Here is a 25,879-nt window from a genome sequence, read left to right on the forward strand (position 1 = left end):
ACGGGGAGCACAGGGGCTCCCCGTCCGACCCGCGGCGCAGCGGTGTGACTCAGCAGTTGCCGCAGCCGAAGGTGCTCGCCGTGCAGCCGGGGCACGAGACGGAGCTCGCCGACCCGCAGCAGGCGGGCGCGAGACCGCCGACCGTGCTGAGCAGGCCCAGCGCCTCGTCGTCGATCTCCTCCACCGGCGCGGCCGGCACCTCCAACGGCTCCGCGGACACGATGCCGTGCTCGGCCAGGACGGCCAGCGGCTCGGAGGCGTAGCGCGCCGCGAGGTCGCCGTCGCTCCACACCTGCGCCACCAGGGCACCGAACCGGCGCCGTTCCTCCGAACTCAGTTGAACCTCGCTCATCGCACATCCCATCTGTGACAAGAGGAGCCCGGACCGCATGGTCCGAGCGGGGAAAACGGTCTCCCGCGCGCCCTTCCCCCGGGGCGTGCCCGCGCCGTCCTCAGCAGGGCGTTCCGGGGGCGGCGCCGGGCTCCGGCCGACCGCCTCCGCGCTCGGCCGCACCGAGACCGTCGTCGGGGTGCTCCGAGCATCGGCTGCCGTGCACCGGCTTCCTATGGGGACCGGCCCCCGTATTCCGCCGCGCCGGCCGGCCGCGGGCGCCGCTCCCGCCGGAATATGGGGGCCGGCCCCCATAGGACGCGCGGGCCGCCGGTGGCACGATCGCGGGCATGATGGATCCGCAGACATGGTGGGTGGGCGGCGTGGCTCTCGCCGAGCGTCTGCCGCCGCCTCCGGCACCCGCCGGCACCGCCGACCCGGTCCAGACGTGGCAGTCCGCGTACTCCTCGCCCGCGCTGCTGCGGACCCGGCTGGCGGACACCGGGCTGGACGAGGAGGGGCTGCGCGCCCTGCTCGCCGAGCAGCCCGCGGCCCTGGCCGGAAGGATCGGCAGGCCCGCGTGGGCCGCCACGGTCGAAGACGCGCTGGCTCGGGCTCCACTCGACCCGCCGTTGCCTGCCGCCAGCTCGTGGTCGGCGGGCTTCGCCGCGGTGCTCGCGCCGTTCACCGAGGCGGCGGCCGAGCGGCTGCTGAGGGCCACCGGCCGGCGCGGCGCCGACGGGCCGACCGACCTGGCGGCGGTCATGGACTGTTTCACCGACCGGTTGGGCAGGGCGCTGGTGCAGCTCGCCCGCCGGACCCTGGTGCTGGAACTCAACGTCCTCCGGGAACGCGGGCAGTTGCGCGGCGACACTGCGGAGCTGCGGTTCTGCGACTTCGTCCGACAGGCTTCCGCGCGGTCCGCGCTGCGCGCCCTGGCGACCGAGTACCCGGTCCTGGCAAGGCTGCTGGCGCAGTGCTGCGACCAGGCCGTGAACGCGTGGAGCGAGTTGCTCGAGCGTTTCGCCGACGACCGGGCCGACGTGGTCGAAAAGCTCCTCGCCGGCGCCGACCCCGGCCGGCTGGTCCAGGTGGACACAAGCGCCGGCGACCGGCACCAAGGCGGCCGGGCGGTCGCCGTACTGTCCTTCGAGCACGGCGCCAAAGTCGTGTTCAAGCCCCGACCGCTGAGCGTGCACGAGCACTTCAACGACGCCTGCGGCTGGCTCAACTCCCACCTGGCCGGCCTGGACCTGCGCCGTCTGGCCGTACTCGGCCGACCGGGCTACGGCTGGGTGGAGTACGCCCCCGCCGCGCCGTGCGCGGGCCCGGCCGACGTGAAGCGCTTCTACTGGCGGCTCGGCGCGTTGCTGGCGCTGATCCACACGCTCGGCGCCACCGACATGCACTTCGAGAACCTGGTCGCCAGCGCGGACCAGCCCGTCCTGGTGGACCTGGAGACGCTCTTCCATCCCGATCTGCACCGGCACGCCTACGCGGACCCGGCGCAGGCGGCGCTGACGGCGTCGGTCGCGCGGACCGCGCTCCTGCCGCTCTTCCTGGTCGGCGAACACGGCGCGCTGGACATCTCCGGCCTCGGCGGCGACCGGGACACCCCGCTGCCCGAGGAGGTGACCGGCTGGTCGGCACCGGGAACGGACACCATGCGCCTGGTCAGGACCGTCGGGATGTTCCGCGGCTCGGCGAACCGGCCGCGGCTGCGCGACGCGGAAGCCGATCCCGCGCTCCACGTGGAGCCGCTGGTCGCCGGCTTCCGGGCGGGCTACGACGCGATCGCCGGACACCGTACGGAACTGATCGGCCCCGGCGGCCTGCTCGCCCGCTTCACACGGGACGTGACGCGGGCGGTACTCCGCCCCACCCGCTGGTACGCGACCCTGCTGGACGAGTCCACCCATCCGGACGTACTGCGTGAAGCGCTGGACCGGGAGCGGCTCTTCGACGTGCTGTGGCGCGACTCGGCCGGCCAGGGGCTGCGCACCCTGTCGGGCGCCGAGCTGGCCGAACTGTGGGCGGGTGACGTGCCCGTGGCCGTCTGCTCCCCCGGGGCGACGGACCTGGCGATCGGCCCACTGACGGTCGACGGCCTGGTCGCCGAGTGCGGCCTGGCCCGTGCCGAGCACCGCGTCGCGATGATGGGCGACACGGATCGCTTCGACCAGGAGTGGGTGATCCGCGCGACGCTTGCGACCCGCCGCCGCGGCAACGGACCGCGCGCCTCCGCCGCGCCGCTCGGCCTGCCTGCCGCCACCGTGCCCGACGCCGAGCGGATGCTCTTCGCCGCCTGCGGCATCGCCGACCGCATCCTGGCCCGCGCGCAAGACGACGGCCGACGCGTCAACTGGCTGTGCCTGGAGCCCCTGGACGACCGGATCTGGGCGGTCCAGCCGCAGGGCGCGGGGCTGCCCCACGGCTACTGCGGCACGGCGCTCTTCCTGGCGCAGCTCGCCGACCTCACCGGCACCGAGCGGTACACCTCGTTCGCGCGACGCGCGCTGGCCCCGCTGCCGGACCTGCTCACCTCGCTGGCCGACCGGCCGGCCGACCTGCCCGCCGTCGGCGCGGGCTTCGCGGGCCTGGGCGGCATCGCCTACGCGCTCAGCCTGCTCGGCGGCCTGCTGGACGACGCGGAGGTGGCCCGCTGGGCCGCCACGGCGGTGGACCTGGCCGCCGCGGCCACGGCCGCGGCCGGCGCCAGCCCGCCGCCCGGGGTCCTCGACGGCGACGCCGGCTGCCTGGCGGCGATGCTCGCCGTACAGCAGGCCACGGGGTCGGCGACGGCCGCCCGCACCGCCCGGGCCTGCGCCGACCGGCTCGCCGCCCAGGCACCCGAGGGCCTGCCCGCCGGCGGCTTCAGCACCGGGGCCGCCGGCGTGGGGTGGGCGCTGCTGCGGTTCGCCGCGGCCGGCGGCGGCCCCGGGCACGCTTCAGCCGGCCTGGCGACGCTGCGCACCGCAGCGGCCCGCTGCGCGACGGCTCCGGTCGGGACCGGCTGGTGCGACGAAGCGTCAGGCGCCGCGCTGGCGATCGCCGACAGCGGGGCCGCGGCGGACGTCCCCGAGCTGGCCGGGCTGCTGAATGACGTGGTCGAGCGCTCCGCCGCCCCGACCGCGGGCGACCACAGCCTGTGCCACGGAGAGGCCGGCGCCCTCGACCTGCTCCTCGCCGCGACCGGCCCGGGCAGCGCGGGCCCCGGCGCGGCACTGCCCCGGGCTGCCGCGCTGCTGTCCGCACTGGACCGGTTCGGTCCGCGCTGCGGGACACCCGACTTCGTCAGCAGCCCGGGGCTGCTGACCGGCCTGGCCGGCATCGGGCACGAGTTGCTGCGGCTCGGCTTCGGGCCCCGTGTCCCCTCGGTACTGCTGTTGCAGTCGCCGGCCCCGCATCCGCCGACCCCGACCCCCTCGAAGGAGAACGTCCGATGAGCGACAGCCCCCTCGTGAACGCCTGGAAGAACCCGGCCGCCCGCAACGGGGCCGCCTCTGACCACCCTGCCGGAAGTATCCGGCTGGGCACCGGTGCGGTCGTCGGCCGCCGTGCCCAGCTGCTGGCCGGCCTGGCCACGACGGCAGAGGACCCCGACCATTTCCCCACTTACTCCCTGACGCTCACCTCCTGGGGCCAAACGGGCATATGCTGACGAGTTCTCCCCGCCCCTGGTAGATAGTCAGAACCGGAGATATCCTCCGCTGGTGCTCATAACATCACCAACGGTGATCGGGCGCGGCGCCGAACTCGCCGTGCTCGACGCGGGTCTCGCCGGTGCTCGTGAAGGGGACGGCCGGGCGGTGTTCCTGCTCGGCGAGGCGGGGATCGGCAAGTCGCGGCTGGCCGCGGAGTGCGCGTTCCGCGCGTTCACCCGCGGCCTGGCGGTGCTGCGCGGCAGGCCGGGCGCCACCAGCGGGGGCGCCGCGCCTTTCCGCCCGATCGCGGAGGCACTGCTGTCGTTCGTCCGGCTCGGAGGTCTCCCCGAGGACCCCGGACTCGCCCCGTACCGCTCGGCGCTGGGCGGCCTGCTGCCCGAGTGGCGCACCGCCGGGTACACGGGCGCACCGGCCTCGCCCGTGGAGACGGCCGAGGCGACGCTGCGGCTGCTGGCCACCATCGGCCGCGACCTGACACAGCACCGGCACCCCGGCTGTCTGCTGCTTCTTGAGGACCTGCACGACACCGACACCGAGACGCTCGCCGCCATCGAGTACCTGTGCGACAACATCCGGGAGCAGCCGATCGTCCTGCTGGCCACCCTCCGCCCGGAACACGGGCCGGCCGAGCAACTGGCCCGGCAGCTCGCCCAGCGCCGGTCCGCGGTCCTCAGCGAACCGCGCCCGCTGACCGGCGAGGAGATCCGGATGATGGCCGAAGCGGCGCTGGCGGCCACCGGACCGCCGCCCCACGACACAGCCGTCCTGCTGCCCCAGGAGGTGACCGACCGGCTGGCCAGGGACGCCGACGGCAATCCGTTCGTCGTCGAGGAACTGCTCAGCGGCATGATCACCGCCGATGTACTGCGCCGCGGGCCCGACGGCGCCTGGCACGTCAACGGCGACCTGGACATCGACGTCCCGCGCACGGTGGTGCACAGCGTCGCCCAGCGCGCCGCCCGGCTCAGCCCGGACGGACGGGCGCTCCTCACCAGCGCCGCCGTTCTCGGCCGGCGCTTCTCGCTGGCCGTCCTGCAGGCGGTCAGCGGGCTGCCGGACCGCGACCTGCTGGTGCACCTGCGGGCCGGCATGGACGCCCACCTCATCTCGCCCAGCCGTCCGGTGGGCGACTGGTACGAGTTCCGGCACACGCTGACCGCGGAGGCCCTGGTCGCCGCGATCGTGCCCGCGGAACGCGCCGCGATCGCCGCCAGGGGTGCCGACGCGATCGAACGCGCGCACCCCGGGCTGCCCGGCGAGTGGTGCGTGCTCGTCGCCACCCTGCGGCAGACGGCCGGCGACCCGAGCGCCGCAGCACTGCGCTTCGCGCAGGCCGGCCGGTCCGCGCTGGACGGCGGCGCCGTCAACTCCGCCGTGTCACTGCTCGAACGGGCCCTCGACCTGCTGCCGGGTGCGGACCAGGCCGCCGAACGGGCGCCGCTGGTGGAGCAGTTGGTGTACACCCTGGCCGAGAACGGCCAGCTTGACCGGGCGTGCGCGCTTGCCGACGAGTTGCCCGAAGCCGGTCCGGGCGCACTGGACGCGGTCCGGGCAGCCACCTTGCAGGCCCGCATTGCCTGGGCCGCCGTGACGGCCGCGCGGTTCGAGGACGCCGCGGGGCGGGTGCGCCAGGTCCGCCAACTGCTGCGGCTCGTGCCCGACGGCGCGGGGCCGTCCGCCGGGGCGGCGCTCGGACCGGCGGTGCAGATGGTCGAGGCCCATCTGATCCTCGCCGGGGTGCAGGACAGCGACGGCGACCGGACCGACGAGGCGGAGCGGCTGGCCCGGCAGGCCGCGGACGGCGCGGAGCGCGCCGGACTCCCCGAGATCGCGTGCCAGGCGTGGCAGTTGCTCGCCGTGCTGGCCCGGCGGCACGGATTCGAGCAGGCCGACTCGTACCTGGAGAAGTGCCTCGTGCTCGCCAACGAGCACCGGCTCACCACGTGGCAGCTCGACACCCTCATGTGGCTGGGCGTCAACGACTTCATGTGCACCGGCCGCTCCACCCGGCTGGAGCGGGCCCACCGAGCGGCCCTGGGCCACGGCGCCCTGGCACTGATGTACCGGGCCGAGGCCGCCATGGCCATGCAACAGGTGCTGCGCGGCGACTACGCCGCGGCCCGGGAGCTGGCCGATCGCTGTGCCGAGGGCACCGCGCGGCTCAGGGACGCCGACAACCACCAGTTCGTCCTGCTCATCCGCGTGGCGCTGGCCGCGCACCAGGGGCAGCGCCGGCAGATGGAAAGGGAACTGGCCGAGTTCCGCCGCTGGGGCGGCGAGCGGTCGCTGCAGTCCCCGCAGGCTTTCGGCAGCCGAGCCATCTGCGCGCTGCTGGAGGAGGACCGTGAGCAGGCGCTGCGCGAGCTGGACGAGGCTTTCGCCTGGGAGCAGGGGAACCCTTCCGTCCATTTCCTCAACGGCCGCTACGGGCTGCGTCCACTGCTGCGGGCGCTGACCGGGCAGGCGGACCCCGAGGAGCACGCGGCGACCGTCGCCGACCCCTCCGCGGCGCTGCCGTGGAACCGGCAGTTCGAACGGCTCGCGTTCGCGGTGCACGAAGGCAGGGCCGGACGCGGAGCGCAGGCCGAGGCCGCGGTGGCGCAGGCACAGGAGGCAGGCGAACCGTTCCTGATGGCCCGTCGGCTCGGCCAGCGGCTGGTGGCGCCGGTGGCCCTGGCCGACGGCTGGGGTGATCCGGTGGAGTGGCTGCGCGACGCAGAGGAGTACTTCCACGGGGCGGGCGTGCCGGTCGTGGCCAACAGCTGCCGCGACCTGCTGCGCCGGGCGGGCGCGACCATCCGGCAGCGGCGCCACGGGACTCCGGGCGTTCCGGCCCGGCTGCGCCTTCAGGGCCTGACCGCACGCGAGTACGAGGTGTTCTTGCTGCTCGCGCCGCGCCTGGGAAACCAGGAGATCGCCGAGCGGCTGTACATCTCCCCGCGGACGGTCGAGAAGCACGTGGCCAAGCTGCTCGCCAAGACCGGCCAGCCGCACCGGTCGGCCCTGTGCGACTACGCGACCGAGCTGATCGCCCAACCCGGCTGACCCCGGCGGGCGCACCGGGAAGGCGAACGCGCCGCGCAACGCCCGGTCAGACCCGCCCGGGCCCGGGCCGCCGCTCACCACCACGGCCCGAAGCCCCGCCCCCTCCACGAGCCCGCACGGCAGCCGCAGCCCGAAGTGCCGCTCGACCGAGCCCAGGGACAGCGCCCCGGCGTTACCTCCAGGACGCCGACTGCCGCGCGCGGTTACCTGATCCGGGACCGGGACGGGAAGTTCCCTGCCCTGTTCGACACCATCCTCGCCGAGGCTGGCGTGGAAGTAGTCCTCAGCGGCGTACGGATGCCACGCATGAACTCGATCATGGAACGGTGGGTGCAGACCTGCCGCCGCGAGCTACTGGACCGCACCCTCATATGGAACCACCGCCACCTGCTGCATGCCCTGCGGGAGTTCGAACAGTTCTACAACGGGCACCGACCGCACCAAGGCATCGCCAACGCCCGCCCCCTTCACCCGTTGCCCGCGCCAGTCACTGATCCGGGGCATATCTCCCGCCTCGACATACGAAAACGCGACCGCCTCGGCGGCATCCTCCACGAGTACCGACATGCCGCTTGACCTGCGCGGATGAGGTTTTCGGCAGGGGCAGGCCCTCAGCCAGCTCCGGGCCCGAGGGCTTGTCCGCTCGAATCTCCAGTCCGGCGAGTGGCCACCTCGTCCACGTAGTCATTGATGACCTTCGCAGCAACTGCGAAATCCATGTTGAAGAACTCACGGTCCCTGCGCACACGGAACTGGGCGAGCCTTGCGTGGATCTCAGCCTCCACATCCCGGGCGCTCGGGACCATCCACGCGGCGCGCGCGCCGAACGGCACAATCACACCGGTTGCGCTGTTGATCTCCCGCACCCGAGTAGGCACGTCTCGATCGGTGAAGCCGATCTTGAGCAGGCTGGGCATCTCGCGCGTCGACAGAACATATACAAACCCGTGGCCTGGCTCCCTCGTGTCCTTCTGGTCGATGAAGTTTGCGAGGACAGCGGCCAGATCCTTGTCCGCCAGGGCCCCCGCTGCCATGCGGGCACCACGTTCATCCGCTCCATGGATGGCCCGACGAAGCGCCAGAAGCTCTGCGGCAACCTCGCGAGCGTCTTTGTGAACCGGGAAGCCCAGATGGCTCCAGACGGTGAACCAGTCCCACTGGTCGCGCTTGAACGTCCGGGAGAACAGACCTTTGACGGTCGAGAGATCTTCCAGTCGCCCAAGCGCGGACACGCGCCCGTCCTTGAGGGTTGCGATGACGGTCCGCGCCGCCTCGACTCGCTTCTGCTGGACAGCAGGCTTCACCGGTGCCAGCCCGAAGCCCCACTTCTGCTCAATGTTGCCTATCTGCTTCCCCTGCCCCATGGGGCGAACTGAACCGCTCCGGGTCTGGTGGAGACTCTAGATCTTGACTGTGACCTGGTGTTTCTTGTCGGTCAGGTGGTAGTTGGCTTCGTATTCTGCGGGCGGGATGTGGCCTATTTCACCGTGTAGACGGTGATGGTTGTACCAGTCGACCCACTCGGCGGTGGCCAGTTCGACGTCGGACAGGGTTCGCCACGGCCGGTGGGGCTTGATCAGTTCGGTCTTGAACAGGCCGATCGTGGATTCCATCAGCGCGTTGTCGTATGCGTCGCCGACCGATCCGATGGAGGCCGCGGTGCCCTCCCGCTGAAGGTGCTCGGCGAGGGCGAAAGAGGTGTATTGACTGGACTCAACCGGTCGTTGCAACACCGGCTTGTTGGAGCAAGAGTAGCTGCTCGTTGAATGCCTCGGCCGGGGTCCTCCAACCAAGTGTCTTGCGGGGTCTGGTGTTCAGCGCGTGAGCAACGGCTTCGATTTCTTCGGCGGACCAGCGCGAGAGGTCGGTGCCCTTCGGGAAATACTGGCGCAGGAGTCCGTTGGTGTTCTCGTTCGTTCCTCGCTGCCATGGGCTGTGCGGATCGGCGAAGAACACGGGGATACCGGTCTCGACCCTGAACTGCGTGTGCGCCGACATTTCCTTGCCGCGGTCCCATGTCAGCGACCGCGTCAGTTGCTCGGGGAGCATCGACATCGTGTTGGCGAGTGCCTTCTTCATGGAGATCGCTCCGTAGCCGGCAAGTGCGGGGCCGTTCTTCGTTCGAGGGATCGTGCCGTATCCCTCTTCGCGGGGCAGATGAACCAGCATGGTGAACCGGGTCGACCGCTCGACAACGGTGCCGATCGCGGAACGCTCCAGCCCGATGATCAAATCCCCCTCCCAGTGGCCGGGGACAGCGCGGTCCTCGGCCTCGGCGGGCCTCTCGCTGATCAACGCTTCGGGCGTGACGTGCGCCCAGGTCTTCCGCCGTGAACGCGCCCGAGGCGCACGCAGAGCGCGACCGGTCCGAAGACACAGGATGAGCTCGCGTTTCAGCGCCCCGCGGCCCTGAATGTAGAGGGCCTGGTAGATCGCCTCGTGACTGATGCGCATGGATTCATCATCCGGGAAATCAAGCTTGATCCGGTTCGCGATCTGCTCTGGACTCCATGCCTGAACCCACTCACGATCCTTGCGATGCGGCTTGTTCCGGCCCGTCCACGAGCCCGTCACCGGTCCCGCGATCGGCAGGCCGCCAGATGTGGTGATCTGGCCGGACAGCCTCTCCTGGACGTAGGCGCGCAACCTCGGATTGGCGACCAACTTCGCCGTCTTGGGACGCCGGGCAGCCAAATCTGCTTTCCACTGCGCCACCGACGCCCGGTAGTCGAGCTTCCCACTTCTTGTCGCGGCGTTGCGTCGCAGCTCACGGGAGATCGTGCCCGGATTACGACCCACGTCTCGAGCGATCTCGCGCACTCCCTTGCCCTGTGCCCTGAGCAACGCGATCTCCTCTCGCTCGGAAAACGACAGGTACCTGCCCGAGGGCGGCTTCGAATCGAACGGTCGCATGCCGCCACACTGGCGGTACCAGCGCGTCGCGACCGCCGGCGCCACACCGATGACGGCGGCGGCCTCCTCAGGCAGAAGGCCCTTGGCGATCTCCGTCCAGAACGCCGCCTCGACATGACGCTGATACTTCGGATGCCCCGGAGACTTCAGCTTCGGACGCAGCGCCCGGTCCGCTGCCTGCTGACGACGCACCATCCAACACCTCCCTGTTCACGAGGTGTTGCGACGACCAGTTGAATCCGCCTTGAGACCCGGCATCGCTGTGGTGGACCAACTGGCCGGGCTGGTGGCGGTTGCCTTCGCGGTCGCGCTGCCACAGGCCCATCTCCACGGCGGCCAGGACGAGTTCGGTGTGTTTGGTGGTGGCCGCGGACCAGCCGACGATGCGGCGGGAGAAGGTGTCGACGACGAAGGCGACGTAGACGGTGCCGGCCCAGGCCGCGACGTGGGTGAAGTCGGCGACCCAGGTCCGGTTCGGCGCCTTGGCCACGAAGTCGCGATCGACCAGGTCGGGGGCACGCTCGGCAGCCCGGTCCTGGACGGTGGTGACGACTTTCCTTCCGCGGACGGCGCCGCTGATGCCGAGTTCACGCATCAGCCGTTCGACGGTGCAGCGGGCGACCTGGTGGCCCTGCCGGCGCAGGTGGTGCCAGATTTTCCGGGCACCGTAGACGTGGTAGTTGGCCTCGAACACCTCCTGGACCAGGGCTTTCAGCTCCGTGTCGCGCACGGTTCGGGCCGAGGGCGGGCGGGCCTTGGCGGCGTAGTAGGTGGAGGGGGCGATGCTGATGCCGTGCCCGGTGAGCACGGTGCAGATAGGCTCGACGCCGCCGAAGCGGTCCCGGTGCTCGTTGATGAAAGTCACGAGCGAAGATGTGGCCGGTCGAGCTCGGCCGCGAAGAAAGCCGAGGCCGCCTTGAGGATCTCGTTGGCCCGCTTGAGCTCGGCGACTTCCTTCTTCAGTGCTTTGACCTGGGCTGATTCTTCCGTTGTCGTCCCGGGCCGGGTTCCGGAGTCGATCTGGTCGCGCCGGACCCACTGGCGCACTGTCTCGGCCGTGCCGATGCCGAGATTGGTCGCGACGGCCTTCATCGCGGCCCACTCGGTCTCATAGTCGGGGCGTACCTCGGCGACCATGCGCACCGCACGACGCCGCAGCTCAGCGGGATAGGGGGAGGGACGTGCCATGACTCGATCCTCTCAAAGAATCGAGCCTCCACTGAACCCGGAGCGGTTCAAACTATAGGGCTGGCCTCCGACAGGGAGACCCAGGATCAAACCGGATCGCAGGAGAGCCGCGAGGGGCACCCGGGAGTCACCGGGCCGTAGAACGGCGGCGCCGGCAAAGGTGCATGGCAACCGACGCCGCAAGCGGCATCGCCCGGAATGGCGTACCGGTAGTACCAGCCAGGCCCCGGGATGTGCACCGACGGGTCGGCGGCTGCGTAGTAGGAGCATGGGCCGACAACAGTATCCGGCCAGGCGGCTGACACTGCCTGGCTGCCATCGCACGCCGCCTCAGTGCTGAATCCCCCGGCCACATGGTCCAGAACTGCTGCTGCCTGAGCCGGGCCGGCCGTGGCCCCGGTCATGCCCAGCGCGCCTATCCCTGCGATCAGCAGCGCCGCGAGGCGCATTCCACCACTTGCCATCCGAAGCCTCCGCGTGATTCGTTCACCTGAAATTACTTGTGCTGGCTCAGCAAAACGGTGCAGGAGTATCTTCGCGCTGACGATAGTTGACGACACATTCAATGGACGGCCGCCAGCCGAAAGTGTTCTTGACCCACTGGCCCCGTACAAGTCACTGTCGGCCGCGTCCGCCCCGAACGCTGCGGATGTCGTCGCGCCCTCCTGCCGGATCAGGCTTCCTCGGGTCAGCCACCAGCGAGGCTCGATCCCGCCAGTTGATGCGCCGCCAAGGTACAACACAGCTCTGATTCGGTCCAGTGTCCAGGGATGCGGTCCTAGTTGCACGGAACCGTGACAATCGGACGGTTCAGCTCCGCTTTTCCGTGCTCACCGGCGGGCGATCGGCAGTGTTGTTCGTTGATTTGTCACCGGTTGTGGTTGCGTCCTTGGTTGTACTCACGGCCGAGGGCTTCGGGGCGCGCCTGGGTCAGCCCCGTGAGAGGTCGCCGCCGCTATGTCAAAACACAGACAACTCCACGGCGTGCGTTGTGGACATGTGAACCACCAGGCGTACTGCCAGCACATCGCCACAGCCCGTAAGGGGCTTGGTCACGTCCGCTGGAGTGGTGTATCGACGGCCACTCGGCGATCTTGTTTTGAGGCTATGCGGTGAGTTCGGTGGGCAGGGCGGTCTCGTCGGTTTCTGACCCGATCGAGTGGAGGCGGGCTTTGGCGAGCAGGTCGAGCCCCATGTAGCGGCGGGCTTCGGTCCATTCGTCGTTCTGCTCGGCCAGGACTGCGCCGACCAGGCGGATGAGTGCGGTGCGGTCGGGGAAGATCCCGACGACGTCGGTGCGGCGGCGGATCTCCTTGTTCAGGCGCTCCTGCGGGTTGTTCGACCAGATCTGCCGCCAGATCTCGCGGGGGAAGGCGGTGAAGGCCAGCAGGTCATGCTGGGCGGTGTCCAGGTGTGCGGCGGCCTTGGGGAACTTCGCCTCCAAGGCGTTCAGCACGTGCGTCATCTGGGCTTTCACCGCATCGGTGTCGGGTTGTTCGAAGACCGTCCGCAGCAGGGTGGCCACCCAGGGCTGGGCGGATTTCGGCACTTGGGAGAGCAGGTTGCGGGCGTAGTGGGTGCGGCAGCGCTGCCAGGACGCGCCGGGCAGGACCGCCCCGATCGCATTGACCAGGCCGGTGTGGGCGTCGGAGACGACGAGCTGGACTCCGCTCAGGCCGCGGGCGGTCAGCGAGCGCAGGAACGCCAGCCAGCCGGCGCCGTCTTCTGCGGTGGCGACGTCGATGCCGAGGATCTCGCGGTGCCCGTCGGCGTTGACTCCGACCGCGACGAGGGCGTGGACGTTGACGGTCCGGCCCTGCTCGCGGACCTTCTGGGTGAGGGCGTCGACCCAGACGAAGGCGTACGGGCCTGCGTCCAGGGGCCGGTTGCGGAACGCGGTGACTTGCTCGTCCAGGTGCTTGGACATGGCGCTGACCTGGGATTTCGACAGCTGGGTGACGCCGAGGGACTGGGCGAGTTTCTCGACACGGCGGGTTGAGACGCCGAGGAGGTAGGCGGTGGCGACCACGGAGATGAGGGCTTGTTCGGCCCTGCGGCGCCGTTCCAGCAGCCAGTGCGGGAAGTAGCTGCCTTGCCGCAGCTTGGGGATCGCGAGTTCGACGGTGCCGGCGCGGGTGTCCCACTCCCGCGGGCGATAACCGTTGCGGTGGTTGACGCGCTCGTCGCTGGCCTGCCCGTACTCGGCGTTGCAGAGCGCGTCGGCCTCCGCCGACATCAGCGCGTCGGCGAACGTCTTGATCATCGCGCGCAGCAGGTCAGGACTCGCCGAGGCCAAGTTCTCCTCGGTCAGGGCGTGCAGGGGCAGACTGTCATGTGCGGTCATCGTGCTGATCTCCTTCGAGGCTTAGACACTTCGAAGATCAGCCGGTGGCCGTCTCTCTATGCGGGCACCAACCCGGACGCCGGGACAAACCCCCGGATCAGGTCCAACCCGCTACACCACTTCCAAGGACGCAACCAGGGGCTTTTGAATAATCCTCCCAGGCTCAAGCCATCCAGGCACCGCTTTGGCGGGCGACTCCGACACAGCTCGACAAGTGTCGCTTGGGCGAAAGAACGGCGAATCCGTGCCCCTGCGGGCGTCATTCCCTGCTGGGCGCGGGCTGCGAGTGCTCACCGACGGCGGTGCGCCGCTATCAGGCCAGGCTGTCGGGGCCGCTGCTCGACCGGGTGGACCTGCGGGTGGAGGTCGAGGCGGTCAGCCGCTCCGAGCTGATCGGCCGCGGCCCGGCGGAGAGCACCGCGGTGGTCGCCGCCCGGGTGCGGGAGGCCAGGGAGCGGGCCGCCGTGCGCTATGCCGGCACCCCGTGGCGGGCCAACGGCGACATCCCCGGCCATGAGCTGCGCACCCGCTGGCCGGTCGCCCCCGGCGCGATGCACCCGGCCGAGAGGGACATGGAGCGCGGCCTGCTCACCGCCCGGGGCCTCGACCGGGTGCTGCGCGTCGCCTGGACCCTGGCCGACCTGGCGGGACACTGCGGGTGCCGATAAATCATCCGTCCAGGTCACGGACTTGATCGCCGATCTCCGGCTGTCCTGCCCTCACCTCAAACTCTTCATCCGCATGGGGCATAGACGGCATCATGATCTGTCGTGCTGCTGCGCCTGGCCTACCTCGCTGCGACCAACGCCTTCGCCCTCCTTCGCCTGCTGCCGATGAGCGACCGCGACAAGGACATCGAGATCCTTGCGCTCCGACACCAGCTCATGGTTCTGCAACGCCAATTCGGCAGACCGGCCTTCACCGAGACCGACCGCGCCATCCTCGCCGGCCTGCTCCACCACCTCCCGATCGACAAGCTGCACCAGCTCCTTCTCCTGGTACGCCCCGACACGGTCCTGCGCTGGCACCGCAACCTGCTCAAGCGGCAGCATGCCGCGACCTGCGCACCGAGACGGCGTGGACGCCCTCCCACCGTCCGCTCGATCCGCGCCCTGATCCTGCGCCTCGCCCGTGAGAACTCCTCGTGGGGATATCGGCGCATCCATGGCGAGCTCGCGGCCCTGGGGATCAAGGTCGCTGCCTCCACAGTGTGGGAGATCCTCAAGGAGCACGGCATCCCACCCGCTCCGGAACGAGCGAGCACGACGTGGGCGGACTTCCTCCGCCACCAGGCCGGCGCCCTGCTCGCCTGCGACTTCTTCGAAACCCGCACCCTCACCGGGGCACGCCTGTACGTCTTCGCCGTCATCGAGCACTCCACCCGCCGCATCCGGATCCTGGGCACAACACCACACCCCACCGCGCAGTGGGTCGTACAGCTCGGACGCAACCTCCTCATGGACCTCGAAGACGCAGGCAGCAACGCCAGCTTCCTGATCCGCGACCGCGACTCCAAGTTCACCGCCGCCTTCGACACGCTGCTGACCGACGCCGGACTGAAGGTCGTCACCACCGGCATCCGGATGCCACGCATGAACTCCATCATGGAGCGCTGGATCCAGACCTGCCGGCGCGAACTCCTCGACACAACACTGATCTGGAACCAAAGCCATCTCCGCCACACACTCAGGGAGTACGAGATCTTCTACAACGGGCATCGGCCGCACCGGGCTCTCGGCCAAGCCGCTCCACTCCGACCACTCCCCCACCCAAGCGATGAGCCAGCCCAGACCAGACGTCTCGAGGTCCGTCGACGAGATCGACTCGGAGGAACCCTCCACGAGTACCACCATGCCGCCTGACCAGGCCGGATGATTAATCGGCACCCACAACTCCGTCGGAGTACGCCCCACCCGGCTGCTGGACTTGCGGATTCTCCGACCATTGTTGTGCCTGCCCCCGCAGCCGACGCCAAGGAAGTGCATGCCGCAAGACCCCGCAATACCCGCGACGAACACCGAAACAGCCCCGGCCCACCCACACGCCGCGCGGCTGCTGACCACCGAGGAGATCGCCCGACTGCTGCGCGTCGACCCCTCCTCCGTGCGGCGCTGGCGCGCCGAACGGCCTCCGCAGGGGCCGCCGTTCATCCGCCTGTCCGGGCGCGTCGTCCTCTACGACGCCAACGACCTGCAGGTCTGGCTGGACGAGCGGCGCACCACACCCGGCACCCGGCGAAGGGCGGCTTGAGTGCCCTACCGCCACCAACTCCCCGTCGCTGTGAACTTGTCGGAGGACGTCGAGCACCGGCCGGGGCGGAAGCTCCCCTACAAGGCCCGCGTGCGGTGGACCGACCCGCAGACCAAGCGCCGCCGCTCGGTCGCCCAGATGCACCCGACATCACAGAGCGCGCAGGAGTGGATCGACTCCCTGCTTGCCTCGGCAGCCCGCGGAATCAACCCGGCCACCGCGACGCAGACCCTCGCCGAGTACGGCGATTCCCACATGACGCTGGCCCTGCGGGGTTTGGAGCCCAAGACCACCGGCCCCTACCTGGATGGATGGCGGCTGCGTGTCATCCCCGCGCTCGGACACCTGCCAGTGACCATGATCACCAACGGAGCCGTCGACCGCGCCACCTACGCCTGGATCGCTGACGGCGAGGGCCGCTCCACCGTCAAGAACACCCTGGCAGTGCTGGTGCGCGTCATGGAGCAGGCCGTCCGAGACGGGCTGATCACCACCAACCCCGCCCGCATCAAGGGCTGGCAACGCCAGTACCAGCTCGCCGAGGACGAACTCGACGACCCCCGCTCACTCGCCCTGCCCGACTGGGCCGCCCTGCAAGAACTCGCCACCGCCCTGATCGCCCGCTCCGCCGACCAGTACACCGGCTGGGGCGACGCGATCGTCTTCGCCGCCTGCACCGCCGCCCGCATCGGCGAGGTCTCCGGCGTCCGCGTGAAGGACATCGACCTCACCAACTGGATCTGGACCGTGCGCCGCCAGACCACCCCCTCCCCCGGCGGCCTCGCCGACAAGAACACCAAAGGCAAGTCCGCCCGCCGCGTCCCCCTCATCCAGGAGGTCCGCCCGATGATCGCCCAGCGCGTGCTCGCCGCCGGCAGCCGGCCTGACGCCCGCCTGTTCACCGGACCGCGCGGCGGGCGCATCACCACCGCCGTCCTGCGTGACGCCACCCACTGGGACGAGGTCGTCAACTCGCTCGGCTACGACCACCTGCGCCGCCACGACCTGCGGCACACCGGTCTGACATGGATGGCCGATGCCGGAGTGCCCCTGCACGTCCTGCGGTTGATCGCCGGACACGGCTCCCTGCACACCACCCAGCGCTACCTCCACCCCGACCTGCACACCGTCGTCCGCGCCGGCGACACCCTCAGTACCCACCTCACCGCGAAGCCCGGCCTCCCCCCGCCCCCGCCGAGCCAGGGGCGATCGCTCCGGGGTTTGTAGGAACCCGACAGTCGGGCGTCCCGCAAGAATGATCTGGGATCGGGCTGAAAACACGCTGACCTGCGGTTTTTTCACGCCTGTGGTCCCCAATTGGTCCCCAGACCCCTGACGCCCCATCACATGGAAACCGTTGCCAGCAACGGCGAAGGCCCGCTGACCTGGCTAAATGCCAGTCCAGCGGGCCTTTTGTGCACCGTCGGGACGACAGGATTTGAACCTGCGACCCCCTGACCCCCAGTCAGGTGCGCTACCAAGCTGCGCCACGTCCCGGTGCTTGGCCGGTCCCGGGGAGTGATTCCCGGGGAGGCCGTGCACGAGAACAATACCTCACGTCGGGAGGTGTTCGCTCGCACCCCAGGGGTGGGGGGTCACGCCTCGTGGTCGGGGGGTGACGTGGGCGGGGTCGGGGTGGGGGCGGGTGCCGGCGGGGTGGGCTTCGGCGGGGGTGGGGTGGGCTTCGGGGGGCGGGGGGTGGCCTGGCGGCGGGCGTCCTCCGCGCTGTTCTGGGCGCCCAGGGAGCCGAAGTAGAAGCCGGCGACCGTGGCCAGCACGGTCATCAGGGAGGTCACGATCGTCTTGCGCAGGTCGCCGGAGTCGGGGCCCGAGGAGAGCATCGCGACGGCCAGGGCGAAGCCGACCAGGGCCAGGATGAGGACGGCGATGATGCTGCGGGTCAGGCCGCGGACGCCGCGGGGCTCGCGAAGGTCGCGGAGGAAGTCGCGGACCTCCTGGTCGGTGGCCGCGCGGTCGATCAGCTGGTCGGTGAGCTGGCGGCGCCAGGCGGTGGCCCGGCGGACGTCCATGATCAGCGGTACGACGGCCACCACCGCGACGACCACGACCACGATCGCGATCAGGATGAAGGCCGAGCCGCCTTTGAGGCCGCTGATCGGCTCGGCCGCGGCGGCCGTCGACGTGACCGCCGTCACAGCTGGTGAGTGAGTCATTGAGCTGTCCCCCCAGTCCTTTCGGGCGGGCAGGATCCCAGTGGCCCGGTCGGGCGGTCAAGTCCGGTACGCGGCAGGGGCGTTCGGAATCCGGGGGGCGGTCGGGCGAAATCGATGATCGTTACATCTAGCGGCGGGCCCGCCTCCTCAGCAGAATCGAAGCTGCGGATCAACCGGGCCCGACCGGCCAGGCGCGCGCGACACCAGCGGATCCGGGAACTGAGGAGCAGCGACGATGCACGAGGCGGAGCCGTCCGCGGCCGTTCCGTACTACGAGGACATGGCCCCCGGCTCGGGAGCGCTCCCGCCGCGGGCGTGGTGGGCGGTGTCCGACGCGCGGCGGGTGGGACTCGGCGGGGCGTGGCGCTTCCGGCTGTCGGCGACCGCCGAGGCGGAGGACGACTCCTTCGCGCGGCCGGGCTACGACGCCGCCCACTGGGACGTGCTGCCGGTGCCGTCGCACTGGCCGTTGCAGGGCCACGGGCAGCCCGCATACACCAACGTCCGCTACCCCTTCCCGGTCGACCCGCCGTACGTGCCGACCGAGAACCCGACCGGGGACCACCTGCGGGCCTTCGACCTGCCGGACGACTGGCCGGGCGGGGCGGCGGTGCTGCGCTTCGACGGGGTGGACTCCTGCGCACGGGTGTGGCTGAACGGGACGGAGCTGGGCACCTTCAAGGGCAGCAGGCTGCCGGTGGAATTCGAGGTCGGCGAGCTGCTGGAGCCGCGCGGGAACGTCCTGGCGGTGCGGGTGCACCAGTGGTCGTCGGGCAGCTACCTGGAAGACCAGGACATGTGGTGGCTGCCGGGGATCTTCCGTGAGGTCACGCTGATCGAGCGGCCGGAGGGCGCGGTCACGGACTTCTTCGTGCACTGCGGCTACGACCACACCACCGGCACCGGCACCCTGCGGGTGGACTGCGAGCCGGGCGGCACGGTCACCGTGCCGGAGCTGGGCCTGGACATCCCGACCGGCGAGCCGGTGATCGTCCCCGTCGAGCCGTGGTCGGCGGAGCTGCCGCGGCTGTACGACGCGGAGCTGGCGACCGAGGGAGAGCGCATTCCGCTGCGGATCGGCTTCCGTACCGTCGCTGTCGAAGACGGGGTCCTCAAGGTCAACGGGCGGCGGATCGCCTTCCGCGGGGTGAACCGGCACGAGTTCGACCCGGACCACGGGCGGGCCCTGGACCAGGAGACGATGCGCGACGACCTCCTGCTGATGAAGCGGCACAACATCAACGCGGTCCGCACCAGCCACTACCCGCCGCACCCGGCCTTCCTGGACCTGTGCGACGAGCTGGGCATGTGGGTGATCGACGAGTGCGACCTGGAGACGCACGGCTTCGAGGAGGTCGGCTGGCGCGGCAATCCGGTGGCCGACGAACGCTGGACGCCGGCGCTGCTCGACCGGGCGGCCCGGATGGTGGAGCGGGACAAGAACCACCCGTCGGTGGTGATGTGGTCGCTGGGCAACGAGTGCGGCACCGGCGCGGGCCTGTCCGCGATGGCGGCCTGGATCCGGGAGCGTGACCCGGTCCGGCCGATCCACTACGAAGGCGACCTCAGCTGCGCCGACACCGACGTCTACTCGCGGATGTACGCCGACCACGCCGAATCGGAGCTGATCGGCCGCCGCGCGGAACCACCGCTGGCCGACCCGGAATCGGACAAGCGGCGGCGCAACATGCCCTTCCTGCTGTGCGAGTACGCGCACGCGATGGGCAACGGGCCCGGCGGGCTCGCCGATTACCAGCGGATCTTCGACACGTACGAGCGCTGCCAGGGCGGCTTCGTCTGGGAGTGGATCGACCACGGGCTGCGCCGCAGGACCGCGGACGGGACGTCCTACTTCGCCTACGGCGGGGACTTCGGCGAGGAGCTGCACGACGGGAACTTCGTCTGCGACGGGCTGCTCTTCCCCGACCGCACGCCGTCGCCGGGGCTGGTCGAGTACAAGAAGGTGATCGAGCCGGTGCGGATCGAGGGCGACCCGGTGCGCGGGCTCGTGACGGTCACCAACCGGTATGACTTCGCGGACCTTTCCGGGCTGGCCTTCAGCTGGACCTACGAGGTGGCGGGGACGGTCGGTGACGCGGGCCGGTTCACCCTGCCGCCCACCGGGCCCGGGGAGAGCGCACCGCTGGACCTGCCGCTGATGCCCCGCCACCCCGCCGACGCGGGCGACCCGCCCGACGAGGCCTGGTGGACGGTACGCGCGGTGCTGGCCGAGGACACCGCGTGGGCGCCCGCCGGGCACGAGGTCGCGTGGGCGCAGTTCGCGGCGGCGCCGCGGACCGTCGGCGGGCCGGGCACCGCCACCCGGGTGCGCCGGGACGGCGGGCCGCACTCGCCGCGGCCGGCCGAGGGCGGCATGGTCATCCTCGGCCCCGGCACCTTCGACGCCGCCACCGGCGCTCTGCGCTACCTCGGCGGCAACCTGGTGCAGGCCCCGCGCCTGGACGTATGGCGGGCGCCGACCGACAACGACCGCGGCATGCCCTGGTACGCCGACAGCCAACTCGAGCGCCGGTGGCGGGAGTCGGGCCTGCACCGGATGCAACAGCGGGTGGTGCGGGTCGCGGTCGGCGGCGACGCGCTGACCGTCACCACCCGGGTCGCCGCGGCCGCCGCCGACCGCGCGCTGCTCACCGTCTGCACCTGGCGGGCCACCGGCGACCGGCTGCGGCTGGACGTCGCGGTGACCCCGGAGGGCGAGTGGCGGCTGCCGCTCCCCCGGCTCGGCGTACGGCTCGGGCTGTGCCCGACGCTGGACTCCGTCGAGTGGTACGGCGGCGGGCCGGGCGAGGCGTATCCCGACAGCAGGACCGCGGCCAGGATCGGGCGCTGGCACGCGTCGGTCGACGAGTTGCAGACCCCGTACGTCCGCCCGCAGGAGAACGGCGCCAGGCCCGACGTGCGCTGGGCGGAACTGCGCAGGGCCGACGGTTCCGGCCTGCGGATCGAGGGGTCGCCGGCCTTCTGGCTGACCGCCCGGCCGTGGAGCACCGAGGCGCTGGACGCGGCGGAGCACACGTACGACCTGGTGCGGTCCGAGGTGCTGTGGGTGCACCTGGACCACGCCCTGCACGGCCTGGGCAGCGCGTCCTGCGGCCCCGAGGTGCTGCCCGGCTTCCGGCTGGACGCCGCGGCCGCCGCCTTCTCGTTCACCTTCGTCCCGCTGGGCGCGGTCGAGTCCGACCGGTCTGCGCTGGACCCGACCGGGCCCGACCGGTCCGCCGGGCAGTCCTCCCCGTCCGACGACCTGGAGCAGCAGTGACCCGTACGATCCGCCCTTACCGGCCCGCCGACCTGCCGGCGCTCTACGACATCTGCCTGCGCACCGGGGCCGCCGGCGGCGACGCGACCGCGGACTACCCCGAGGAGGACCGCGACCTGCTCGGGACGCTCTTCGCCGCGCCCTACGCCGTCCTGGAGCCCGAATCGGTCTTCGTGGCGGACGACGGGCACGGGCAGGCGGTCGGCTACGTGCTGGGCACCGCCGACACGGCCGGCTTCGTCAAGCGCTTCCGCGACGAGTGGCTGCCCACCGTCGCCGGCCGCTGGCCCGAGCCGGCGGGCGAACCGGCCACGCCGAGCGAGGTGATGGCCGCGCTGCTGCACATCCCGGAGCGGATGGTGGTGCCCGCGCTGGCCGGCTACCCGGCGCATCTGCACATCGACGTGCTGCCCGCCTACCAGGGCACGGGCAACGGGCGGGCGCTGATGAACGCCTTCCTCGGCTCGCTGGCGGAGCGCGGGGTGCCGGCCGTGCACCTCGGGATGCTCACCGAGAACGTCGCTGCCCGCGCCTTCTACGACCGGCTCGGCTTCCACGAGATCGCGGTGCCGGACGCGGGTGTGCTGACGTATCTGGGCCGGGCGACCTCGTAGGGGCTGTCTGACAGCGTACGGCCGGCGGCTACTCGGGGCGGGCCGCCTCGGAGTCGCCGGCCGGGTGCTCGGTCCGCGTGCGGGCCGGGCCCTCCGGGTGCACGGGCCAGCCGCCCGCCGGGACGACGGCGACCTCGCGCCACCACCAGTCGTCGGGCTGCGGGTCGGCGGGCTCGAAGGGGGCGCCGACCCGTGGCGTGGCGATCTTCGAGCCGGTCTCGCGGGCCGCGGCCACGGTGCCCTCGGCGGGGTCGGACCAGGCGTGCTGGGCGAGGTTGAAGGTGCCCCAGTGGATGGGCAGCAGCACGCCGCGCGGGGTGCCCAAGGTGCACGGCTACCACGGCGGGACGGTTGCGGGACGTGCCGGTCGACGGCCGGCAGGTCGTCATCGACGTCCGGGTGCGACGCCTGGTCTGCCCGGTCCTGGTCTGCCCGGTCCTGGGCTGCCGGCGGCAGACCTTCCGCGAGCAGGTCCCTGGGCTGCTGGAGCGTCTGCAGCGCCGCACCACGCGTCTGACCCGCCAGGTCTCGGAGGTGGTCAAGGAGTTATGCGGCCGGGCGGCTTCGCGCCTGGCGCGGTTCCTGGCCACGCCGATCTCCTATGCCACCGCCTTGCGGCTGCTTCGAGGCATCCCGCCGCCGACAGTGAAAATCCCGAGGGTGATCGGGGTCGACGACTTCGCCCTGCGCCGCCGCCACCGCTACGCCACGATCATCATCGACGCCGAGACCGGTGGACGCCTCGACGTCCTGCCCGACCGCGAGGCCGCCACCCTCATGGCCTGGCTGTGCGGGAAACAGGGGATCGAGGTCGTGTGCCGGGGCATGCGCCAGATGCACGGCCGAGCAGGATTCGACCTCCTCCGCCACCGCATCCTGCTCCGATGACTGCCACCGACCGTCACCACCGACTACGGAACAGAGCCCAGCCAATGGTGTATCTCCTGATCAAGGAAGCACCTGATGAGCGACGTGATCGCCGCTGTCGAGGCGCATGAGGATGGACGCCAGGTCGAGCTGCCGGCGGACGTGTTGGACGAGCGGTTGATCGGGCAGTTGGTCGACCGGGCACGTGCGGGCAGGCTGCAGTTGACCGGTGCGGGCGGGCTGCTGCAGCAGTTGACCAAGCGGGAGTTGGAGTCTGCCCCGGAGGGCGAGATCACCGATCACCTCGGCTACGAGAAGCACGATCCGGCCGGTGCGGGCAGCGGCAACTCCCGCAACGGTATGCGGGCCAAGACGGTGCTGACCGAGGTCGGGCCGGTCGGGATCGAGGTGCCGCGGGATCGGGAGGGAAGTTTCGAGCCGCAGATCGTCAAGAAGCGTCAGCGGCGGCTGACCGGCGTGGACGAGATGGTGCAGTCCCTGTCCGCGCGGGGCCTGACCCACGGCGATATCTCCGCGCACCTGGCCGAGGTCTACGGCGCCAGCGTTTCCAACTCGACGATCTCGACGATCACCGACAAGGTCATGGAGGGCATCGCTGAATGGCAGAACCGACCCCTCGACCCAAGCGGTCCACCCGGTCGTCTTCATCGACTGCGTCCACGTGAAGATCCGGGTTCTGTCGACGATCTTGTGATGCGGACGGCGAAGCGTCAGGCCGTCGTGGTTCGCGATCATGCACCGCGTGTTCTCGTGATCTCTTGCAGCAGTTGTTCCCGCATCTATCCGCGCTTGTCGTCGACGAGGTCGAACGAGGCTCAGCTGCCGTGGTGTTGAGGGCACGGGTGGCTGTGGAGGGCGGCTGGTGCCGGTGCGGGCAGTGGTCTGGTCGGGTCCACGGCCGCTATGTCCGTAGCCTTCGAGACGTTGCAGTGGGCGGCGTCGGTGTGATCGTTGAGCTGCAGGTTCGCCGATTTCGATGCCGGAACCCGGCTTGTCCGGCGGTCACGTTCGCCGAGCAGGTCCAGGGCCTGACCAGGCCGCACAGTCGCTTCACCCCGTTGCTGCTCGGGCTGCTGGCGCGGATCGGGCTCGCCCTCGCCGGCCGTGCTGGAGCCCGGCTGACGGCGGTCTCGGGCATTGCGACCGGCAGGGACACCCTGTTGAGGCTGGTCAAAGCCCTGCCAGAGCCAGACGTGGGAGCCGTGGAGGTGCTCGGCGTCGACGATTTCGCGTTCCGCAAGGGCCGCCACTACGGCACCGTGCTGATCGACATGGCGACCCACCGCCCGCTTCACCTCTTCGACGGCCGGGAGGGTGAGGACCTGGCCGCCTGGCTGCGGCAGCACCCCGAAGTCCGGGTGATCTGCCGGGACCGCTCCAGCGGCTACGGCGAAGGATCGCGCCAGGGCGCCCCGCAGGCCGTGCAGGTCGCCGACCGTTTCCACCTGTGGCAGAACCTGTGCCAGGCGGTCGAGAAGACGGTCAGCGTGCTCCAGCCGCACCTGGCCGAACCGGCCCAGCAACCCGCACCCGACGGACTCGAAGCTGAGCCGGACACCATCAAGCCCCACCCCGAACTGAAGATCGTGGCCAGGCTCGAAGCCCAGCACGCGGCAGCCCACGAGTGGTGGGCTCAGGGGCTGTCCAAGGCAGCGATCGGCCGCAAGCTCGGCCTGCACCAGGCGACGGTCCGCAAGCTCGTCAACGCCGCCACCGTCGAGGAACTGACGGCGAAGACCCTGCAGCGCGCTCACCTGGTCGATCCCTACACCGGCCACCTCCACCGCCGCTGGAACGAGGGCATCCGCAACGCAGCCCAGCTCTTCCGGGAGATCCAGCAACTCGGCCACCCCGGCGGCGAACTGGCGGTCCAGCGGCACCTGCGGCGCTACCGTTCACACCGCGGCCACATGCCGGCCCCAGGCCCCAAGCCCCCGTCGGTCCGCGAGGTCACCACGTGGATCACCACCCACCCCGACCACCTCGACGGCGCGAACGCGGACAGGCTCGCCGTCCTCCGGTCCCGCAACAAGGATCTCGACAGGCTCACCTGCCACGTCCGGGCGTTCGCGATGATGCTGACCCACCGCGAAGGCGACCACCTCGACGAGCGGATCCACACCGTCGAAACCGACAGCCTCACCCCGATCACGTCGTTCGCCCGCAACCTCCGCCGTGACCACGACGCCGTCCGCAACGGGATGACCCTGCCCTACAGCTCCGGCGCAGTCGAAGGGAACATCAACCGTCTCAAGATGCTCAAACGGCAGATGTTCGGACGCGCCGGCCTCGACCTCCTGCGCAAGCGTGTCCTCCTCACCCGATGAACGCACCCAGCCACATCACAAGATCGTCGACAGAACCAAGATCCGCGACGGGCAGGTCGCCAACCGGCCGATCTACGTCGCCCTCGCAGTCACCGTCGACGGCACCCGCGACATCCTCGGCCTGTGGGCCGGCGACGGCGGCGAGGGCGCCAAGTACCGGCTCCAGGTACTGACCGAGATCCGCAACCGCGGAGTCCAGGACGTGTGCATGGTCGTCTGCGACGGGCTGAAAGGCCTGCCCGACGCGATCGGCACGGTCTGGCCGCAGGCAATCACGCAAACCTGCGTCGTTCACCTCATGCGGGCGTCGTTCCGCTACGCGGCCCGCCAGGACTGGGACAATATCTCGAAGGCGCTCAAGCCGATCTACACCGCCCCGACCGCCAGCGCGGCCGAAGAGCGATTCCTGGAATTCCAGGAAGAATGGGGCACCGAATACCCCGCCGTCGTGCGGCTCTGGTCGAACGCCTGGGCCGAGTTCGTGCCCTTCCTCCAGTTCGACGCCGAGATCCGCCGCGTCGTCTGCACCACCAACGCGATCGAGTCGGTCAACGCCCGTATACGCAAGGCCGTCCGCGCCCGTGGACACTTCCCGAACGAGGCCGCCGCCCTGAAGTGCGTCTACATGGCCGTCATGAGCCTGGACCCCACCGGCCAGGGACGCAAACGCTGGACCATGCGCTGGAAGCCCGCACTCCAGGCCTTCGACATCGCCTTCGACGGCCGACTCTCCATCGGCCGCCGCCAACCCATACAAACCCAGTTACACCAGTCGCTGGACAGACCCATTCCCGGCAAGCCCTATGCACCCCGACCCGTCCAGCCACACGACCCCGGAACTTGCAACCGCCCTGCACTCC

The 25,879-nt window shown here is 70.7% G+C and carries 17 protein-coding genes, 1 tRNA gene and 6 pseudogenes; 14 read left to right on the forward strand and 10 right to left on the reverse strand.

Features of this window, described 5'->3' with window-relative positions:
* Positions 1 to 49: 49 nt before the first annotated feature.
* Positions 50 to 352: a hypothetical protein gene (locus tag OG900_06925; protein ID WUH89876.1), complete on the reverse strand. Its 303-nt coding sequence runs from the start codon at positions 350 to 352 to the stop codon at positions 50 to 52.
* Between the two features lie 329 nt (positions 353 to 681).
* Here OG900_06925 and OG900_06930 point away from each other — a divergent pair, with 329 nt between their 5' ends.
* The 4 genes from OG900_06930 (at position 682) to OG900_06945 (ending at position 7,617) form a co-directional block, all read left to right on the forward strand.
* Positions 682 to 3,777 (forward strand): type 2 lanthipeptide synthetase LanM family protein, encoded by a 3,096-nt coding sequence (locus OG900_06930; protein WUH89877.1) that lies wholly within the window; start codon positions 682 to 684, stop codon positions 3,775 to 3,777.
* Entirely contained in the window at positions 3,774 to 3,992 is a 219-nt protein-coding gene (locus OG900_06935) for a hypothetical protein (protein ID WUH89878.1), read from the forward strand. The genes OG900_06930 and OG900_06935 overlap by 4 nt, the downstream gene beginning before the upstream one ends.
* Before the next feature lie 52 nt (positions 3,993 to 4,044).
* Positions 4,045 to 7,041: an AAA family ATPase gene (locus tag OG900_06940; GenBank protein WUH89879.1), complete on the forward strand. Its 2,997-nt coding sequence runs from the start codon at positions 4,045 to 4,047 to the stop codon at positions 7,039 to 7,041.
* Positions 7,042 to 7,347: 306 nt separating this feature from the next.
* Positions 7,348 to 7,617 carry a transposase gene (locus OG900_06945; GenBank protein ID WUH89880.1) on the forward strand — a complete coding sequence of 90 codons (270 nt, stop codon included), beginning with the start codon at positions 7,348 to 7,350 and terminating at the stop codon, positions 7,615 to 7,617.
* A gap of 35 nt (positions 7,618 to 7,652) precedes the next feature.
* Here OG900_06945 and OG900_06950 read toward each other — a convergent pair whose 3' ends face one another.
* The 6 genes and pseudogenes from OG900_06950 to OG900_06975 form a co-directional block, all read right to left on the reverse strand.
* Positions 7,653 to 8,405: a GIY-YIG nuclease family protein gene (locus OG900_06950; GenBank protein WUH89881.1), complete on the reverse strand. Its 753-nt coding sequence runs from the start codon at positions 8,403 to 8,405 to the stop codon at positions 7,653 to 7,655.
* A gap of 36 nt (positions 8,406 to 8,441) precedes the next feature.
* A pseudogene (locus OG900_06955) lies at positions 8,442 to 8,693 on the reverse strand (integrase core domain-containing protein).
* Positions 8,694 to 8,754: 61 nt separating this feature from the next.
* A complete protein-coding gene (locus OG900_06960; protein WUH95640.1) occupies positions 8,755 to 9,954 on the reverse strand; it encodes an IS30 family transposase in 1,200 nt (399 codons plus the stop codon).
* A gap of 67 nt (positions 9,955 to 10,021) precedes the next feature.
* Positions 10,022 to 10,819 (reverse strand): IS3 family transposase, encoded by a 798-nt coding sequence (locus OG900_06965; GenBank protein ID WUH89882.1) that lies wholly within the window; start codon positions 10,817 to 10,819, stop codon positions 10,022 to 10,024.
* Positions 10,816 to 11,142 (reverse strand): hypothetical protein, encoded by a 327-nt coding sequence (locus OG900_06970; GenBank protein ID WUH89883.1) that lies wholly within the window; start codon positions 11,140 to 11,142, stop codon positions 10,816 to 10,818. The genes OG900_06965 and OG900_06970 overlap by 4 nt, the downstream gene beginning before the upstream one ends.
* A 1,105-nt stretch (positions 11,143 to 12,247) precedes the next feature.
* The gene (locus tag OG900_06975; GenBank protein ID WUH89884.1) at positions 12,248 to 13,486 is read right to left on the reverse strand and encodes an IS256 family transposase; all 1,239 of its coding nucleotides are present in this window, start codon (positions 13,484 to 13,486) and stop codon (positions 12,248 to 12,250) included.
* Positions 13,487 to 13,626: 140 nt separating this feature from the next.
* Between OG900_06975 and OG900_06980 the strand changes: the two are divergent.
* The 4 genes and pseudogenes from OG900_06980 to OG900_06995 all read left to right on the forward strand — a co-directional run bounded on the left by OG900_06980 (position 13,627) and on the right by OG900_06995 (position 16,963).
* Positions 13,627 to 14,136: pseudogene (locus OG900_06980) on the forward strand (ATP-binding protein).
* A gap of 120 nt (positions 14,137 to 14,256) precedes the next feature.
* Positions 14,257 to 15,348, forward strand: coding sequence for an integrase core domain-containing protein (locus OG900_06985; protein ID WUH89885.1), 1,092 nt, complete (start codon positions 14,257 to 14,259; stop codon positions 15,346 to 15,348).
* A gap of 121 nt (positions 15,349 to 15,469) precedes the next feature.
* On the forward strand, positions 15,470 to 15,736 hold the full coding sequence (locus OG900_06990) for a helix-turn-helix domain-containing protein (GenBank protein ID WUH89886.1): 267 nt from the start codon (positions 15,470 to 15,472) through the stop codon (positions 15,734 to 15,736).
* 30 nt (positions 15,737 to 15,766) lie between these two features.
* Entirely contained in the window at positions 15,767 to 16,963 is a 1,197-nt protein-coding gene (locus OG900_06995) for a site-specific integrase (GenBank protein WUH89887.1), read from the forward strand.
* 196 nt (positions 16,964 to 17,159) lie between these two features.
* Here the strand turns inward: OG900_06995 and OG900_07000 are convergent.
* Together OG900_07000 and OG900_07005 are read right to left on the reverse strand one after the other, a co-directional pair.
* Positions 17,160 to 17,233: transfer RNA gene (locus OG900_07000), tRNA-Pro, on the reverse strand.
* A 98-nt stretch (positions 17,234 to 17,331) separates the two neighbouring features.
* Positions 17,332 to 17,892: a hypothetical protein gene (locus tag OG900_07005; protein ID WUH89888.1), complete on the reverse strand. Its 561-nt coding sequence runs from the start codon at positions 17,890 to 17,892 to the stop codon at positions 17,332 to 17,334.
* A 253-nt stretch (positions 17,893 to 18,145) separates the two neighbouring features.
* Here OG900_07005 and OG900_07010 point away from each other — a divergent pair, with 253 nt between their 5' ends.
* Both OG900_07010 and OG900_07015 read left to right on the forward strand, forming a co-directional pair.
* On the forward strand, positions 18,146 to 21,190 hold the full coding sequence (locus OG900_07010; protein ID WUH89889.1) for a DUF4981 domain-containing protein: 3,045 nt from the start codon (positions 18,146 to 18,148) through the stop codon (positions 21,188 to 21,190).
* The gene (locus tag OG900_07015; GenBank protein WUH89890.1) at positions 21,187 to 21,804 is read left to right on the forward strand and encodes a GNAT family N-acetyltransferase; all 618 of its coding nucleotides are present in this window, start codon (positions 21,187 to 21,189) and stop codon (positions 21,802 to 21,804) included. The genes OG900_07010 and OG900_07015 overlap by 4 nt, the downstream gene beginning before the upstream one ends.
* A 28-nt stretch (positions 21,805 to 21,832) precedes the next feature.
* Here OG900_07015 and OG900_07020 read toward each other — a convergent pair.
* Positions 21,833 to 22,126: pseudogene (locus OG900_07020) on the reverse strand (MBL fold metallo-hydrolase).
* Between the two features lies 1 nt (position 22,127).
* Between OG900_07020 and OG900_07025 the strand changes: the two are divergent.
* The 4 genes and pseudogenes from OG900_07025 to OG900_07040 all read left to right on the forward strand — a co-directional run bounded on the left by OG900_07025 (position 22,128) and on the right by OG900_07040 (position 25,737).
* Positions 22,128 to 22,626, forward strand: a pseudogene (locus tag OG900_07025) (transposase).
* A gap of 141 nt (positions 22,627 to 22,767) precedes the next feature.
* Positions 22,768 to 23,365, forward strand: a pseudogene (locus tag OG900_07030) (transposase).
* 175 nt (positions 23,366 to 23,540) lie between these two features.
* Entirely contained in the window at positions 23,541 to 25,019 is a 1,479-nt protein-coding gene (locus OG900_07035) for an ISL3 family transposase (protein WUH95641.1), read from the forward strand.
* 37 nt (positions 25,020 to 25,056) lie between these two features.
* A pseudogene (locus OG900_07040) lies at positions 25,057 to 25,737 on the forward strand (IS256 family transposase).
* Positions 25,738 to 25,879: the final 142 nt, after the last annotated feature.

It is taken from the genome of Streptomyces sp. NBC_00433 (assembly GCA_036015235.1).
Taxonomy (GTDB): Bacteria; Actinomycetota; Actinomycetes; order Streptomycetales; family Streptomycetaceae; genus Actinacidiphila.

What these genes read in the sequence shown, in the direction of transcription:
- OG900_06990 (WUH89886.1), top strand. Translation starts at nt 15,470, where the DNA reads ATGCCGCAAGACCCCGCAATACCCGCGACGAACACCGAAACAGCCCCG.
- OG900_06930 (WUH89877.1), top strand. Translation starts at nt 682, where the DNA reads ATGATGGATCCGCAGACATGGTGGGTGGGCGGCGTGGCTCTCGCCGAG.
- OG900_06975 (WUH89884.1), bottom strand. Translation starts at nt 13,486, where the DNA reads ATGACCGCACATGACAGTCTGCCCCTGCACGCCCTGACCGAGGAGAAC.
- OG900_06960 (WUH95640.1), bottom strand. Translation starts at nt 9,954, where the DNA reads ATGCGACCGTTCGATTCGAAGCCGCCCTCGGGCAGGTACCTGTCGTTT.
- OG900_06935 (WUH89878.1), top strand. Translation starts at nt 3,774, where the DNA reads ATGAGCGACAGCCCCCTCGTGAACGCCTGGAAGAACCCGGCCGCCCGC.
- OG900_06970 (WUH89883.1), bottom strand. Translation starts at nt 11,142, where the DNA reads ATGGCACGTCCCTCCCCCTATCCCGCTGAGCTGCGGCGTCGTGCGGTG.
- OG900_06925 (WUH89876.1), bottom strand. Translation starts at nt 352, where the DNA reads ATGAGCGAGGTTCAACTGAGTTCGGAGGAACGGCGCCGGTTCGGTGCC.
- OG900_06945 (WUH89880.1), top strand. Translation starts at nt 7,348, where the DNA reads ATGAACTCGATCATGGAACGGTGGGTGCAGACCTGCCGCCGCGAGCTA.
- OG900_06950 (WUH89881.1), bottom strand. Translation starts at nt 8,405, where the DNA reads ATGGGGCAGGGGAAGCAGATAGGCAACATTGAGCAGAAGTGGGGCTTC.
- OG900_07010 (WUH89889.1), top strand. Translation starts at nt 18,146, where the DNA reads ATGCACGAGGCGGAGCCGTCCGCGGCCGTTCCGTACTACGAGGACATG.